This is a genomic window from Ignavibacteriota bacterium, from assembly GCA_019637995.1.
Lineage (GTDB): Bacteria > Bacteroidota > Ignavibacteria > Kapaibacteriales > UBA2268 > JANJTB01.
Window position 1 is genome coordinate 33,524 of sequence record JAHBUQ010000001.1, and the last position, 16,779, is coordinate 50,302.

Consider the following 16,779-nt stretch of genomic DNA (forward strand, 5'->3'; position numbering starts at 1 on the left):
ATTCCACACTTATCAAATACATTCTCAGATGCACCAGAAGGAGCACTTCTTGCATATATCGGCAGCTCAGGATTTCTCGAGATTGCTGTCAACAGTGGCATAGCCTCAGATATAATAAAAGAAAAAAAAGTCAGAATACTATTATAATTTCAAAATCCAATCAAATAAGCACAATTTTTGGACAAATTGAATTTTCATACAATATGAAATTAATTTTCAATTAACATAAACAAGTTTTGGAAGAGCAAAATCAATCATTAAGCAAAAAACTACGATTTTATGTAGATATATAGATAAACAAGATGTTGGATATCTGGAATAAGAAATGTAAGACATGGTTACATTTTTTTACTCAGATGGTGAAAATGTGTTTGTTTTATTCTGAAAATTAGTTAATTTTGTATAGTAAAAAAATGAATAATATTATAATTGATTTGAATTTATGAAAAAAGAGTCTGCTAATAAAAATTTACACAGTGCTAAGAATGCTAAGAAAGATGAGTTTTATACTCAATTACCGGATATTGAAAAAGAACTTCGCCACTACAAAGAACATTTTGCGGGAAAAACTGTTTTCTGCAACTGCGATGACCCGCGTGTGAGTAATTTTTTCCATTATTTTTCTTATAATTTTGAAAATCTTGGGCTGAAAAAACTAATTACGACCTGCTATAAAAATCAGGATATGGAATTTTTCAGCAATCACGATTCTGAGAGGGCTATATATCTTGAATATGACGGCGATAAGAACGGTGATAAGATACCAAACCCCGAGGAAATCGGTATTCAGTATTTGGAGGGTGACGGCGATTTTCGAAGTAAGGAAAGCATAGAGCTACTGAAAAAGTCTGACATTGTGGTTACTAATCCGCCTTTTTCACTTTTCAGGGAATATGTCGCCCAGCTTATCGAATATGATAAAAAGTTTGTGATTTTGGGTAATATGAATGCAATTACTTACAAAGAAATTTTCAAACTTATTAAAGAAAATAGAATTTGGATTGGACCAAGTATACATAGTGGAGATAGAGAGTTCGGAGTTCCTGAAGATTATCCCCTTGCAGCAGCTAGTTATAGAATTGATGAAAAAGGAAGAAAATATATTAGAGTTAAGGGAGTGCGTTGGTTTACCAATATGGACTTTAAAGAAAGGCACGAAGACCTGATACTTTATAAAAAATATACACCAGAAGAATATCCGAAGTATGATAACTATGATGCAATTAATATAGATAAAACAAAAGATATACCAATGGACTATGCCGGAGCAATGGGCGTCCCAATTACATTTCTTGATAAATATAATCCTGAGCAGTTTGAGATAATCAAATTCAGAAAGGGTGATGATGATAGAGATTTAGTTATTAATGGTAAAAGTCCATATTTTAGAATAGTGATACGGAATAAGAGATTGGTGTGTTAGATGGACTCCACCTTTAAGGTGGAGTCCATCTGGACTTTGGAGTCAATATGGAAGACAAGATTGGCGCCACCTTTAAGGTGGAGTCCATCTGGACTTTGGAGTCAATATGGAAGACAAGATTGGCGCCATCTTTGAGGTGGAGTCCATCTGGACTTTGGAGTCAATATGGAAGACAAGATTGGCGCCATCTTTGGGGTGGAGTTCATTTGGAAAGTCCCAACTTAATAAGAAAATATGAAATTTTATGAAAATACATATTACCATTTGTATAATAGAACGAATAATGAGGAAGCCCTTTTTCGTTCAGAGGAGAACTATATTTACTTTTTGAAAAAATATCGTTATTATTTAGATGAATATTTTGATACAATCGCTTATTGTTTGATGCCAACACATTTTCATTTTTTGGTGCGGGTGAAGTGCTTTAAAAAGATGGACATCACCTTTGAGGTGGAGTCCATCTACTCTCGCACTATTTCAGATAAAATCGGAATTTTGCTGAGTTCTTATACTAAAGCTATTAACAAACGTTACAATCGCCATGGTTCATTATTTCAGAATCACTCTCACGCCAAGCCAGTCCCTTCTGACCCCTATCTTATCACTTTGTTGACTTATATTCATCAGAATCCAGTAAGAAGTAAAATGGTAAATAAAGCGGAACAATGGGTATTTTCAAGTTATCAAGATTATATAGATTTAAGGAATGGAACTTTGCCCAGTAAAGATATAATATTGAAGATGATCAAAAAGAATGAATTGAAAGAATTAACTGAAAACAGAATTTTTTATAAAAAAGATATTTGAATAATGAACTCCACCTCAAAGGTGGGGTTCATTTAAATCGGAGGTCATTATGCAAATCGAACTCAAAGAAATAACAGTAAAAGAATTGTCAGACCCAACATGAAATTATTGGATGGATGAAGAAAAATATGAAACAAGATTTTATCAGCGAGTTATTTAAAAAATTTGAAGATGCCTGTTATAATTATCAAGGTGTAGAATGTTGGAGTGCCAGAGAATTACAAAAACTTCTCGGCTATACCCAATGGCGTAACTTTGAAAATGCAATTGAGAAAGCTAAGACTTCATGCAAAAATGCCAATGAGTCGGTTTCTGATCATTTTGCTGATGTCAGCAAAATGATAGAACTTGCTAAAGGTGCTCAAAGAGAAATTAGCGATATTGCTCTTACCCGATATGCATGCTATCTTATAGCTCAAAATGGGGATTCTTCAAAATCCGAAATCGCATTTGCTCAAACTTATTTTGCTGTTCAAACAAGGAAGCAGGAAATAATCGAAAAACGTATGTTGGATTTAGCAAGAGTTGTTGCACGTGAAAAGTTATCTCAGTCCGAGAAAAAATTATCCGGTATTATTTTTGAACGTGGTGTTGATAATAAAAGTTTTGCAAATATACGTTCAAAAGGTGACCAGGCATTATTCGGAGGAAAAACTACAAAGGATATGAAGCGTATTTTAAAAGTTCCGGAAATTCGTCCCTTAGCAGATTTTTTACCAACTTTGACTATTAAAGCTAAAGATTTTGCTACTGAACTGACAAGTCATAATGTTGTTGATAAAGACTTAATGGGTGATTACCAAATTACTAAAGAACATATTGACAATAATTTAGCTGTTCGAAAGATTCTACATGACAGAGGTGTCAAGCCGGAACTACTCCCTCCATCCGAAGATGTTAAGAAAGTTAGCAGAAGATTAGAAAGTGAAGGAAGAAAAATTCTAAATGAAGTCAAGAAAATTCAAAAGAATAAGGATGAGTAAATTATGCAAATCAAACTCAAAGAAATTACAGTCCGTGAATTAGCTGAAGGATTTAAAGATAATGCCGAAAGCGGTGTCGTCGGTTTTGGTGGACTTCTTGATATTCGCCCTCCTTATCAGAGAGAATTTATTTATAAGGATAAGCAGCGTGATGCTGTAATTAATACAGTACGCAGAAATTTTCCGCTGAATGTGATGTATTGGGCTGTTCGGGAAGACGGGAATTATGAGGTTATTGACGGTCAGCAAAGAACGATTTCACTTTGTCAGTATGTAACCGGTGATTTCTCTTTTGAAGGCAGATATTTTCATAATTTACAGGATGACGAGCAGAATCAATTGCTTGATTATAAGCTGATGGTTTATCTCTGCAGTGGTACAGACAGCGAAAAGCTTGAGTGGTTCAGGACTATCAATATTGCCGGCGAAAAACTCACTGAGCAGGAACTTCGTAATGCAGTTTATGCCGGCTCGTGGGTAACTGATGCAAAAAGATATTTCAGCAAGAACGGCTGTCCGGCTTATCAAATTGGGAGTGATTATCTTAATGGCTCTGCGATTCGTCAGGAATATTTTGAAACTGCTATTGACTGGATTTCATCGGGTAAAATTGAAGATTATATGGCAATTCACCAGCACGACCCAAATGCAAGCAGTCTGTGGATATATTTTCAATCTGTAATAACTTGGGTAGGGGCGACATTTACAAAGAAAAGAAAATTTATGAAAGGTGTGGACTGGGGAACGCTTTACAATAAGTATAAGGACAATATTTACGACCCGAAAGCTATTGAAGAAGAATCAGCAAAACTCATTGCAGATGATGATGTTACGAAGAAAAGCGGAATATATGCCTACATACTGACAAGAGATGAAAAATATCTTTCGATTCGGGCATTTTCTGATTCGATGAAACAGAAAGTATATGAGCGTCAAAGTGGCATTTGCATAAAATGCAACAAATATTTTGACATTTCCGATATGGAAGCAGACCACATAACACCTTGGCACGAAGGTGGCAAAACAAATGAAGAAAATTGCCAACTATTGTGCAAACTTGACAATAGAATAAAATCAAATAGATAGTGAAAATTGTAATCCCAATCCTCTAAAAATCATTTGAAAATAATAAATTTTTCCTACCCTCCCTAAGGTTTATATACTTTCGGGAGGGTTTACTTAAAAAATATTTTATCATTTTATTACTTAGATGTAAATTTTTCTTATATTTATCATAATTTATTTATATTTGTAACGTATTAAATTATGTTATTAAGCAAAACAATTTTTTATTATTTATTTGGAGTTTAAATGAAAAGATTAAATTACTTACTTGTGTTGCTCACTGCAATAATAATTGCAGTTTCGACATCTACCAATTTATTGGCGCAGCCTGTGCATTTTACATTCACAACCACTGATGCAATCCAAGCAATGACTATTTTGGTCCCTACAGCTGCAAATCCAAAAATTGGAGATACACCCCTTGCGAATGGTGACGAAATAGGTGTATTTGTAAGAGGATTTTGTGTTGGTGCTTCAGTATGGAATGGAACTTCCAATATTACAATTACTGTATGGCCTGAATCACAGGGAGTTCCCGGAGCAAAGCCCGGTGACTTGCTTTCATTTAGAGTTTGGGACCATGTAGAAGATATTGAGTATTCAAGCGTAACAGTTCAATATACTGAAGGTGCTCCATTTTTTAGCTGGGATGGAAACTTCGCAATTTCCGGTTTTTCAGGATTGTCTTCACTTGTAGGAGCAAAGAAACCCGGTAAGCCAACATTTACAAATCCAACAAACAATCAGGAAGGCGTTGCTTTAAATGGTAGTCTTACCTGGAATGCGGCTCAGGGAGCGAACACTCATACAGTTCAGCTTTCCACTGTAAATACTTTTGCTTCTACTATTCTAAATACTAGCGGCAATTTTACAAGTATTCCTTACTCCGCATTATCACACAATACTACTTATTTTGCACGTGCTCTTGGCACAAATGATGAAGGTGATGGCGACTGGGAGACTATTAGTTTCAAAACTCTTCTTGCTACTCCAACTCTCATAAGCCCTGCAGATGCAGTAAAAGGCTTAAATGAAGGTAGCGTAACCCTTAGCTGGAATGGTGTTGCCGGAGCTACATCCTATGATGTAGAAATATCAACAAGCCCGGATTTTACTGCCAATTTAGCAACAGCAGTGACAAGCAACACTTCAATCAATTTACCGACTTTAAATAACTTTACTCAATATTATTGGCGAGTTAAGGCTAAGGACGGCGGAAATACAAGTGCGTTTTCAACTTCAAGAAACTTTACAACACGTGTCGGTACTACTACTATTACTAATCCTGCCAATAATGCAACGGGTGTTGCGGTTAGTGGAAATTTAGAATGGACAGCAGTTTCGGGTGCTACTTCTTATGATGTTCAGCTTGTTAAATCACCATCTACTGTAATATTCTCTGTAAATGTCGCCGCAACTCAGACCGGTTACAGCAATCTTGTTAATTTTAGCGACTATATTGTAAGAGTAACTGCAAGGAATGCAGATGGCATAGGTGATATGGTAACCGGAAATTTCAGAACTATTTTGGGAGTTCCGACTTTGAATGCACCTGCTAATAATTCATTTAATGCTCCTCTTAGCGGGAACATTTCATGGAATGCCGTAAGTGGTGCAACTGATTATGACTATCAAATTGCAACAGATGCCGGATTTAATACTATTGTTGCTTCCAATAATGGTGTTGCAGGATTGACAGCTGCTTATGCAGGTTTTGTCAATAATACTAAATATTACTGGAGAGCAAGAGCAAACAATGCTGAAGGCACAAGCGCATATTCATCGGCTTTTGCATTTACAACATTGCTTGGTAATGTTACTCTTGCAACGCCTGCAAATAATGCAACTCAGGTCTCACTTAATCCAACTTTGACTTGGAATGCTCTTGAAGGAGCAACTAATTATCATCTGCAGGTATCTACAAACTCAGGATTTACTGCTATTGTATATGAAAATACTGCTGTTGGTGGTACAAGCCAGGCTCTTACAAATCTAAACGGCAAGACAAATTATTTCTGGAGAGTAAAAGGTTACAATGCCAATAATGAGGGTGGATTCTCATCTACATTTCTGTTTACAACTGAGCTGTCAAAAGTTAATCTGACTTCACCTGCAAACGGTGCTCAGGGTATTATCGCAGCAAGTGGAACTCTCAACTGGCAGGCTCAAGGCGGTGCAACAGGCTATGATTTATTAGTTTCAAAAAATTCTAATTTATCAAGCCCTGTAATTAATACTTCTACCGTCTCAGCAAGTTATAATTATGCAGGACTTGACAATGATGCTACTTACTACTGGGCTGTACGCTCAAAAGACAGTGAAGGAGTAGGTCCTTACTCGGATACATGGTCATTTGGAACTCAAATACCTGCACCAACATTACTGACTCCTGCAAACGGAGCTGTTAATGTTGTTCTTCAGGGTAATGCAACATGGAATGCAGTTGCAGGAGCAACAAGCTATGAAATTCAAATTGCTACGGATGCTGCTTTCACTAATATTCTTTTCCAGCAGTCCGGCATCAATGGCACGACAGTAGCTTATACAGGATTGGATAATGCTAAGTTGCATTACTGGAGAGTTCGTGGGTATAAAAACGCAGGTGCAGGTTTCTGGTCTGGTACATTTACATTTACTACAATGTCACTTGCAGCTCCAAACTTAGTATTCCCTTCAAATAATTCAATTGACTTATATTCAAATGTTACATTGGTTTGGGGTTCAGTTAATGATGCTACCGGCTATAACGTTAGAATCGCTACTGATCCAAACTTTATAAATGTTGTAGCTCAAGGAAATAATTTAGGTACAACTTCATTCGATGTTACAAGCCTCTTCACAAACCGCGATTTCTATTGGCAGGCACAGACAATTGGTCTTCAGGGAACAAGTAATTGGTCTGATGCATTTACTTTCAGAACATTACATGTGCCTGTAATTAATGGTGAGGAAACAGTTTGTGAAACCAGAACATATACTTATTCAACAAATGTTTCACCACTTGTTGATTATCAATGGTCTGTTACAGGCGGAACAATTGTCGGTAGCTCAACAGGAACAAGTGTAACAGTAGCTTGGGGAGCAGCAGGTGCCGGTACAGTTAAACTTACACGCTCATCAGCAGTTTGGGGTAGCTATACTGACAGCAAAACTCTTAATGTTACCAAAGAAGCGATTGATGATGTAGTTATTACTATTACTGCCCATACACATTTCGAAAATAAAGCTTGTCCTAATGAAGTTGTTTCTTTCACATCAAGTCTTGGCAGTGCAGGTACATTTTCTTATGTTTGGACACTTAATGGTAATATTGTATCTACTACAGATGGTTTTGATTATCGTTTTACAACAACCGGTAATCAGACAATTGTATTAACGGTTGAAGGTGATGGTTGTGAAGGCGGCTCAAAAACTTTGGTCTTAAATGTTGATGAGAACTGTCCTGTAACAATTCTTAATGATGATAATGTTTATGCTTGTAAGGGGGATTCACCTCAGTTAATGACAAATGTATTCGGTGGTAGCGGGCAATTCACTTATGCTTGGTCACCCGCTGCAGACTTTGTTAATGCAACTGTTGAAAGTCCGATTGTTATATCATCAAATTTTGCTAAGAGTTTTACACTTACAGTTAAAGATGTTGTAACAAACTTGCAATATACAGACATCCTATATTTGTTACTTAAGCCAACTCCTAATGTTACATTTACACCTACAAGAGTTAATGTTTACAATGCTAATCCAGTTGATTTGACAGACCCTGGTTTTGTTACAGTAAATATTACAAATGGCACTGCTCCTTTTGATTATTTCTGGAGATATAACAATGGAACTCCAATTTCAGATCCTACAGAAGTTTATCCGGTTTTAGGTACAAACAATTACTTCTTATATGTAGCAGATGCAAATGGATGTAAATCAGAAGAAAAACGTTTCAGAGTAGTTAGATACCCAAGCAAACTTATTGGAGAAATCTTAACAGGCTTAAACGGTGATGGTATTGTAATCAGCTATCCTAACCCTGTTGTTGATGAGTTAAATATATTTGCTGAATTTGAAACCGAATCAAATGCAAGACTTCGTATTGTAAATCTGCTTGGTCAGGAAGTATTCAGTCAACCACTTGGTTCAATAAGTATTTATGATGGTTCATTCAACTTGTCACATCTGTCATCAGGTGCTTATACCTTGATAGTTGAAACCGATACAGATATGTTTGTGAAAACATTCATTAAATACTAATCTAAACTGTAAAAGTTTAAGTAATTTGTTAAGTACGGCAACCGAAATGGTTGCCGTGCTTTTTTTTGATAGTGGTCAAAATAGATATGTCTGTTATCAGTAGATTAATAATTTTATATAAAAATTCGAAGATAAAAAATTCTTAAATAGCATTTTTTTGCAATAAGTATCTTTGGCTGTATAAAAGTTTACAAATATAATTTGTTTGAAATTCATTTTAAAATTACAAATTCAATTTCATAATTCAATGATGCTCAATCTTGCAAACGACTTTGTAATATTTCATTTTAAAAAGCAAAGTGCTCAAAATATTGACCGGAAATTGTAAATATAACTTAAATTGGTGCTTAAATAGCCGGAAAACACAATCTTACTGAAGTACCTTGTTCAACTGCACTCCTGATATTTATAACACCACCAATTTCTTCTATCAATTTTTTTACTGTGTACATACCAAGCCCGACAGAAAGCTCTCCGTGTGCAGTTTTTGGACTAAGTTGACTATATTTTTCGAATACATTATTTAAATCTTCAGAACTCATACCAACTCCCTGATCAATTATATCAACAAGAATTAATTTTCGTTTGTCAGTAATTACCTTTGCATTTACCTGTATCAGCTTAAAGAAATGAGAGTATTTAATTGCATTTGATAAAATATGCTTAAGCACAACTTCGACTTTATCTTTGTCGGCGACAGCATAAGTCAGCATATCTACTTCGGTATCAAATACAATTTTCAAGCGGTTTACTTTAACTTCAGGTTCAAATTCTTCGATAATTTTTTTTATCATTAAATTTATATTAAACGAATCTACTACTGAGGGCAGATTACCTTCTTCCAAATTATATAAATACAACAAATCATTAACAGTAGAGGATGCAGACCTGGCATTGATTTCAATCTGTTGAGTCAAATTTTGAAGCTCTGCAGAATTATCATTTTTGAGATTATAAACTTTTATCTGGTCATTATAACCTCTTATGCTGTTAATTGGACTCATTAACTGGCTTGAACTTACTTCGAAGAATGCTCTTTTTTCTTCAAAAAGGTCTTTAAGTTTCTTGTTTTGTTCAATCATAGTTTCCCTTGCTTGTTTGAGCTCTAAATGAGTTCTAATTCTTGCCAGTGCTTCATATTTGTTAGCAGGCTTGATGATATAATCAACTGCTCCTGCATCAAATCCTTCTACAATTTGCTCTTTCTCTTTCATTGAAGTAAGAAAAATTATAGGAATTTCTTTTGTTAACTCTTCGTTTTTTAAGAGTTTGCAAACTTCGATACCATTAACTCCCGGCATTACAATATCGAGTAATATCAAATCGGGAATAGCACGCTTTGCGACTTCGATTCCCTTTTTCCCGTCATTTATTAATGATACTTCAAAACCTGCTTCAAGAAGGAAATGTCCCGCTGTTTGCAAATTGCTTTCTAAATCATCAATCACCAAAATTAGTTTTTTTTCTCTCATTATTCTTCTGCCTTTTTATTTGATATGATTGTTTCCATTTTTTTTACTAAAACAGGGAAGTAATCCAAATACTTGTTCATATTGACAACATCCATCATTTTTATACTTCCTTTCAGTAATTCAGTGTATTTTATAATTGTTGAAGACTTATGATTTTTTGATATTTCATGTAAATTATTAGCAAATTTAGATATTTCTCCAAGAATTTGCATATCTGTTAATAATTGAATTTCAGAAACAAACTCCTGATTTATAATATTTATCAATTTACTGCTTGAATCAAAATTCTCACTTGAAAAATCACTCTCTTCAATTCTAATTAAATCTTCAGAATTATCAACAAAATTTATGCCTGAATTCTCTTCAGTTTCAAATTCTTCCAATTCCTCATACTCGCCTTTTATAAGACAGACAAGCTCGATTTTGAAACATGTCCCTTCATTGGGCTTACTTTCAACCCAAATTGTTCCATTAATTTTATTGACCATTTCTTTACAAATAAATAGACCGAGCCCGGTACCTTTTTCATTATTTGTACCCGGCGAACTGTACTGCCTGTTCAGATGAAATATTGTATCCACAACTTCCTTGGTCATCCCGATGCCATTATCTTTAACCCATAATTCTACTTTATCATCTTCAAGAGAAGTGCTCGAAGAAATAATAATTTCACCACCTTCTTGAGTGAATTTAATTGAATTTGAGATAAGGTTTCTGCATATAGTATTCAGCATATTCTCATCAGCTACGACGTAAATATTTTTACTAACATGATTTAAAATTGCTATATTCTTTTGCTGTGCATTTTGGGAAAGTAAATCAATATTAGCTTTGACAATCGTGAATAGTGGAATTTGTTCAAGATTTACTTCTATTTTACCTCTATTTACTCTTGCCCATGTCAGTAGATTTTCCATCAGATTAAATAAATCATAACTATTTTTTCGCAATAATTCCAAACCTGTTTTTATCTCGCTTTTAGTATAAATGTCAAAATAGGATACCAAGCCGTCCATAACTCCCAGAATTCCTGTAAAAGGACTACGTAAGTCATGAGAAATTATAGAAATAAATTTATCTTTCTCGTCATTCATTCTCTGTAATCTCTGCTCAGAGTCAATCAGGTTATCATTAAGCTTCATAAGTCTGCCCGCATCTTTCATAATTTGATTACTTGACAAGCTTAAGTGCTCAATCAATTCTTCGCGCTCTCTTTCGAGCTTGATTCTATCAGTAACATTGACTGCGATTGCTACAACACCTGCTATAGTGCCATCAATACTGTTATATGGCGAGAATACAGATTCGAATATTAACTCCTGTATTTCCAGAATTGTAGTTATGGTTTCACCATCCAACGATTTCTTAATAGATTCAATTACATCCGGATTATTCTCATATACCTCAAAAATTGATATACCGGATAATTGATTAGGCAAAAATTTGAACTTACTTAACGCTTTACCATCCGAAAAAATTATTACGCCTTCAGAATCAATAATAAATATAAGGGCATCAGCATTTCTAACTATAATCCTTAGCATTTCCTCATTTTCGAGAATATATTTTTTGTCATTAACTTTTACTGAGCTATCGTATGGGATTGAAACTTTGGAGGATAAAAGAAATGCTTCTTCTTCAAAAATATCAATAAGATTATTAATTCGCATAAAATTTGATTTGTGCTCAATACCTGAAATTTTCTCTAATTTGAGAATCTCATTTCTAAGCTCATAAATTTTATCATTTATTTCCATTTAATTCATTTTTTTAATATTTAAAGTAAATAAATTATCTATTAAATTCGTTGAAAAATATAATAGCAAATGTCATTAGAAATCGAATTGTCATTCCTTTTTCATCATATTTGCAATTCTTTCAGCTTGTAAAGCAAAAGTTTCGAGCTTAGCTTCAATTACCTGAGGAAATGTATTTCCATCCACTTCAATTGTGAGAAAAGGTATTGTTGTATGACCATTAAACGCTGATGAAAGCTCAAACTTGGGATTATTCAACTGCTTAATTTGTAGTTTTGCTTCTGATTTCATTTCAGGTATTGAAACTGCTTCAGTAAATCTTGTTGGCATACATCCGAACGGACCAAGATTGATTATGCCACAGTACTCTTCAAGCGATTCGTGCATTGCTGTACCTAAAGTTAAACCCGGCTCTCCTTTGAATTCAAGCGGGATAATATGCTTGCTATGGTCAAGAAGGGGTTTTATATCAATCTTGTGATATCGGTAATAACCGGTTTTTTTCAATATTTTTTTAATTTTCTTTTCAGCCTGCCGCATAAAGTAATTGCGTATCTCACGCTCCAGCTTATTCCTTAGCGATTTGTCCGGCTCTAAAAGATTTATTTTCAGCAAATAATCAACATACATTATCCATTCTGTTATATGAGCAGATTTTACAACAAATCCTTTTTTGCCAAGCTTTTTATTCAAATGTTTATGAGAATATCCGTCACGCCGGACATATATCTCACCAAGTAAAGCAATATATTTTGAATCATCTATTGCAGTATTTGCTGGTATATTTTTATTGATTTTTGAAGCGAAATTATCAAGATGATTATAAACCGAGTCAGGATTATTTTCAAATTCTTCAGTAAGAATATTGAATTCATTTTCAAAATATTCGAGTCCGGCATCAGGATTTTGTGCATTTGCAATTATTGCTGAGCGAATATCATCAAGAACATCACCAATCATAATTGCCTGAATTCCACGCATTGCAAACTTAGAGCCAAACCCAGCAAATCCATCTTCATTCATAAGTATCATTAGTGCGACATTTTCGATCCTGCGGTGTTTAATCATCTGCCTTAAGAATACCGGATACTGTCCAAGTCTGCAATTGCCTGCTCCCTGAACATTGAAAAACGCTAAATTTTCCTTACCGTCCCATTTATTTTCAACGTAATCAATAAGCGATCCGGCGAGAATAATAAGTGGCAGACATTCTTTTCCGGTTGCAACTGACCTGCCGTATTTAATTATCTCAGCATTTGATGGTGGTAGCGACTCAGCATTGAAACCAATGCTTCTAAGTGCTGCGGCAAACATTCGAGAATTTAAGTCCCCCATAGATGGAATAAGAATTTTGACTGATTTATCATTCATTGGAAGCTTCGTTCCATCTGAGCGAACAAAATAATTCATATCCTTATGATATTCGATAAATGCAGGATTAAAATCCGAATAATCAGGGTCATTAATGTTCGCTGATAACTTCCTGTAATTTTTAATAATATCAATTGCTGCTTCTATTCGTGTATTGATTCCGGCATCTGCAGTGTGTCCATCCAGTTCAAGTGTAAGAGAAGGTTTTGTTCCCATAATATCACGGAATGAAGAAATAATCATCGAATCGGGTCCGCAGGAGAAATTCGATACATAAACAGCAAAGAGTTGAGGATGTTCCTTCACTATTTTAGCAGCTTTGAGAATGCGCTTACCGCTTTCCCAGTACATGTCATCATCAATACTTTTAACGGAATAATCAAAAATATCATAAGGCAGTGCATATACGCCCATAGAAGCGAGCTTTCTGGGAATACTTTTATTTGCAAAGTCAGCAAAAGCATTATAAGGTCTTCCGATGAGAACAATACCAATTTCATCAGGATTCTGCTCTAATTTCCCTAAAATTTCTTCGCCTATATTTTTGATTCGTTCTTCTGCTTCATATTGCTTCTGGCAAGCAAAATGATATGATTTTTCTATAAATTTTCTATCTGTTATACCAATAATTCCTGCTATTTCTTCAAATTGATTCAGTTGTGACTCATATCCTGTTGCAAAATTCAGTGGAGTGTTAATTAATTTTGAGACATCAATTTTACTTTTAAAAGTTTGCTTCAAATACATCGGCTCTCCACTCACAAATACGCACGAACAGTTAAAATCCAGACGCACTTCGCTTGAATCTTCGGTATTCATTTCATAAATTGCCGGAACAAAATAATAATCTGGATTTTTCTCTGTTAAATTTTGAAATAATCCAAGTGCCAGTTGTGCAGGATAGCAATATGATGTTGTTTCAAGCTCCATCCCTTCTGCTGATACAAAATCGGGCAATACCACATTAAAACCCAACCCCTTGAAAAAGTGATAATAAAGCGGGAAAATTGTCTGAGTATTGAAAGATGCATTAATTCCCACAGTTTTGACGCTTTCGTCAACTATTTGTGAAGCATAATCTTCAAATAAAATTTTGTGTCTCAATTTAATTATATCTCTCGAATCAGTGCCGAATTTCAGCTCGCTTTTGAGATTGTAATATTTATTGCATGCACCTCCGAAAGGATATTTTTTACCATTTACTTCAACAATATTGATTGTGCATTTTCTATCGCATTCCTCTTTTCCTCCGAGGCACACAAAAGGCTTTTTGTAATTTACATCACGATTTATAAGTTCATCAAGATTATAATCATTTTTTGACATCAGACCGAGTTCGAGTCGTTGTTTAACAACAAGAGCAACCCCATAAGCACCCATGAGCCCGGGTTCCGGGGGTACAATTATATCTTTATCGGTAAGTGCTGACATAGCAATTGGAATAGCCTTATTATAGCATACACCTCCCTGCATAAAAATCTTTTTACCAATTTGTCGGTTGCCCATTACCCGATTTACGTAATTTTGACAAATTGAATATACAAGACCTGCCACAATATCTTCCTTGCGAAGTCCTTCCTGCTGTGCTGATTTAATATCCGAACTTATAAATGCGGCACACTGGTCACTGAAATTTGGAGGATTTTTTCCTGTCATTGCAATAGGTTCAATATCCATTACATTTATACCAAGTGATTCGTAAGCCGACTCTTCAATAAATGAACCTGTACCTGCTGAGCAGGCTTCGTTCATTGCGTAATCAGCCGGAACCTGATTAATTATATAAGTATATTTAGCATCTTGTCCACCAATTTCAAATATTGTATCAACTTCAGGGTCGAAGTGTACAGCCGCTGCTGCGTGAGCAACTATTTCATTGACAACTCCGTCGGTAAGGGCATGAAGTCCTGCAATTTGCCTTCCTGAACCGGTAGTTCCGATACCAATAATTTTTGTTTTACTTTCGGTTTGATTGAGCAACTCTGCATAGCATTTCCTTGCGGCACCCACAGGGTCACCATTTGTATATAAGTATGATTTTGCTATTATTTGAGATGATTCAGAAGTCATTAGTACAGCTTTAGTAGTCGTAGAGCCAACATCCAAACCCAGTATGCAGTCTTCATTCAGATTATTTGTAAAAGTGTCAAAACTTTTAAAATCTACTTTATTCTTAAAATCACCAAGAGGTTTGTGATAAGTAAACGAGCTGTGAAACTCTTTAAAAATTCCTTCAATACTATCAATAGCAGGAACTTTTTTCTTAAAGCTATGTACAGCAGCCCCGAGTGCTTCGAATGTATCAGCAAGCTCAGGAATTATATATTCTATGCCTTTCTTTGTCAAAAAATCCATTACGGTGGAATTCTTCGTCACACCACCGACAAGCATCACCTTACCCTTTGGAGCCTTGTTTATCAATTCTTCAATTTTTTCGGAAATCATCAGTGCAAGACCGGAGGCTACTTCGTCTTTGGGTGTACCTTTATTCAGTGCGTGAGTGCAGTCAGACTTGCAGAAAACTGAGCATCTGCCGGATACTTTATATGGTTTACTATCTTTGCTTATGAAGAGAGATTCCTCAATACTTAGGTTCATTCTTTTAATTTGTTGCAGATAGAATTCTCCTGTTCCGGATGCGCATTGATTTTTCGATATAACATTTGATATTTTTCCCTGCTCATCAAGAGAATATAGTAAAAAGGTTTCTCCACCTAAGCTGACAATAGATGTGATTTGTTGAGCTTTATCGTATATAAAGTCAAAAGCAGTTTCGGTTGCGTCAGGCTCTGTTATATTGTTAATATTTATAATATTTCTGAATTTTCTTCCGGTTACTGTTATTGGATTGCCAATTGCACCCAAATCATTGATTAAACTAAGCAATGTCTCTCTGGGTTTTCCTTGATGGCTTTTACTGCCTTTATTCTTTACTTTCATACTGCCGTCTGGTGATTGCTCGATTAGCTCAACAAAGGATATTGTTGATGCTCCCAGACAAAAACCGAAAAATCTATTCATATTTATATTTCTTCATTTGTACTATTTTATATTTGCTAAATTAAGCAATTATTTTCAAATAATGAAGATATTTTAGAAATATTGACATTATATTCATAATTTTCTACTTTGATTATAATACTATTATATGTCTAATATTTTTCAGTAGAATATGAATTGAAATAATGTAGATTACTAAGCATTAATTATATTTGAAATACTAAATATTAGCATAATATTAACATTATAAAATTAGTAATTTATATTATAACAGAACAATCAAAAAATAATAATAAGTATATTATATTAATGACTTAGAATTTATTTATAAGTAAATCGAAAATGAATAAATGATGAAAAACCGCTGTAATTACTATTATAATAGCGTAGAAAATACTCTAATTATGTTATAAAAATTAAACATAATTTCATATATTGTTTTCTTGCAAAATAATTTAAAAATTGAAAACAATATAATTCGTTGAATTTATAAAGTATTACACATTTTTTTATTTCATATTTTAAAAGGATGCTAAACTGTGAATATTAATTAATTTAATCGGATGTAAGCATTATAATTATGTAGATTTTTATAAAAATACGATAATAATTTATCAAATTTTAACTTTTTTTTTGTATTAATTGTTAGGTTTTACTAT

Annotated in this window: 9 protein-coding genes; 6 read left to right on the forward strand and 3 right to left on the reverse strand. The window is 34.4% G+C overall.

Features of this window, described 5'->3' with window-relative positions; all coding sequences use genetic code 11:
* The 6 genes from KF896_00095 (at nt 1) to KF896_00120 (ending at nt 8,520) form a co-directional block, all read left to right on the forward strand.
* The gene (locus tag KF896_00095; GenBank protein ID MBX3042093.1) at nt 1-147 is read left to right on the forward strand and encodes an SAM-dependent chlorinase/fluorinase; all 147 of its coding nucleotides are present in this window, start codon (nt 1-3) and stop codon (nt 145-147) included.
* 295 nt (nt 148-442) lie between these two features.
* Complete coding sequence (locus KF896_00100) at nt 443-1,423, forward strand: adenine-specific methyltransferase EcoRI family protein (GenBank protein MBX3042094.1); 981 nt, start codon at nt 443-445, stop codon at nt 1,421-1,423.
* A gap of 234 nt (nt 1,424-1,657) precedes the next feature.
* Nucleotides 1,658-2,230 (forward strand): transposase, encoded by a 573-nt coding sequence (locus KF896_00105; GenBank protein MBX3042095.1) that lies wholly within the window; start codon nt 1,658-1,660, stop codon nt 2,228-2,230.
* Between the two features lie 128 nt (nt 2,231-2,358).
* Nucleotides 2,359-3,213, forward strand: coding sequence for a DNA damage-inducible protein D (gene dinD, locus KF896_00110; protein ID MBX3042096.1), 855 nt, complete (start codon nt 2,359-2,361; stop codon nt 3,211-3,213).
* 3 nt (nt 3,214-3,216) lie between these two features.
* Entirely contained in the window at nt 3,217-4,299 is a 1,083-nt protein-coding gene (locus KF896_00115) for a DUF262 domain-containing protein (protein MBX3042097.1), read from the forward strand.
* A gap of 225 nt (nt 4,300-4,524) precedes the next feature.
* Nucleotides 4,525-8,520, forward strand: a complete 3,996-nt coding sequence (locus tag KF896_00120; GenBank protein MBX3042098.1) for a T9SS type A sorting domain-containing protein — start codon at nt 4,525-4,527, stop codon at nt 8,518-8,520.
* 347 nt (nt 8,521-8,867) lie between these two features.
* On the opposite strand, the gene KF896_00125 is transcribed toward KF896_00120, so the two are convergent.
* The 3 genes from KF896_00125 to KF896_00135 form a co-directional block, all read right to left on the reverse strand.
* Nucleotides 8,868-9,992 (reverse strand): hybrid sensor histidine kinase/response regulator, encoded by a 1,125-nt coding sequence (locus KF896_00125; protein MBX3042099.1) that lies wholly within the window; start codon nt 9,990-9,992, stop codon nt 8,868-8,870.
* The gene (locus tag KF896_00130) at nt 9,992-11,749 is read right to left on the reverse strand and encodes a PAS domain S-box protein (protein ID MBX3042100.1); all 1,758 of its coding nucleotides are present in this window, start codon (nt 11,747-11,749) and stop codon (nt 9,992-9,994) included. The genes KF896_00125 and KF896_00130 overlap by 1 nt, the downstream gene beginning before the upstream one ends.
* A gap of 90 nt (nt 11,750-11,839) precedes the next feature.
* A complete protein-coding gene (locus KF896_00135) occupies nt 11,840-16,141 on the reverse strand; it encodes an activase (GenBank protein MBX3042101.1) in 4,302 nt (1,433 codons plus the stop codon).
* Nucleotides 16,142-16,779: the final 638 nt, after the last annotated feature.

Coding starts and splice junctions, on each gene's coding strand:
- KF896_00115 (MBX3042097.1), top strand. CDS start 3,217: ATGCAAATCAAACTCAAAGAAATTACAGTCCGTGAATTAGCTGAAGGA.
- dinD (MBX3042096.1), top strand. CDS start 2,359: ATGAAACAAGATTTTATCAGCGAGTTATTTAAAAAATTTGAAGATGCC.
- KF896_00120 (MBX3042098.1), top strand. CDS start 4,525: ATGAAAAGATTAAATTACTTACTTGTGTTGCTCACTGCAATAATAATT.
- KF896_00135 (MBX3042101.1), bottom strand. CDS start 16,141: ATGAATAGATTTTTCGGTTTTTGTCTGGGAGCATCAACAATATCCTTT.
- KF896_00105 (MBX3042095.1), top strand. CDS start 1,658: ATGAAATTTTATGAAAATACATATTACCATTTGTATAATAGAACGAAT.
- KF896_00125 (MBX3042099.1), bottom strand. CDS start 9,992: ATGAGAGAAAAAAAACTAATTTTGGTGATTGATGATTTAGAAAGCAAT.
- KF896_00100 (MBX3042094.1), top strand. CDS start 443: ATGAAAAAAGAGTCTGCTAATAAAAATTTACACAGTGCTAAGAATGCT.
- KF896_00130 (MBX3042100.1), bottom strand. CDS start 11,749: ATGGAAATAAATGATAAAATTTATGAGCTTAGAAATGAGATTCTCAAA.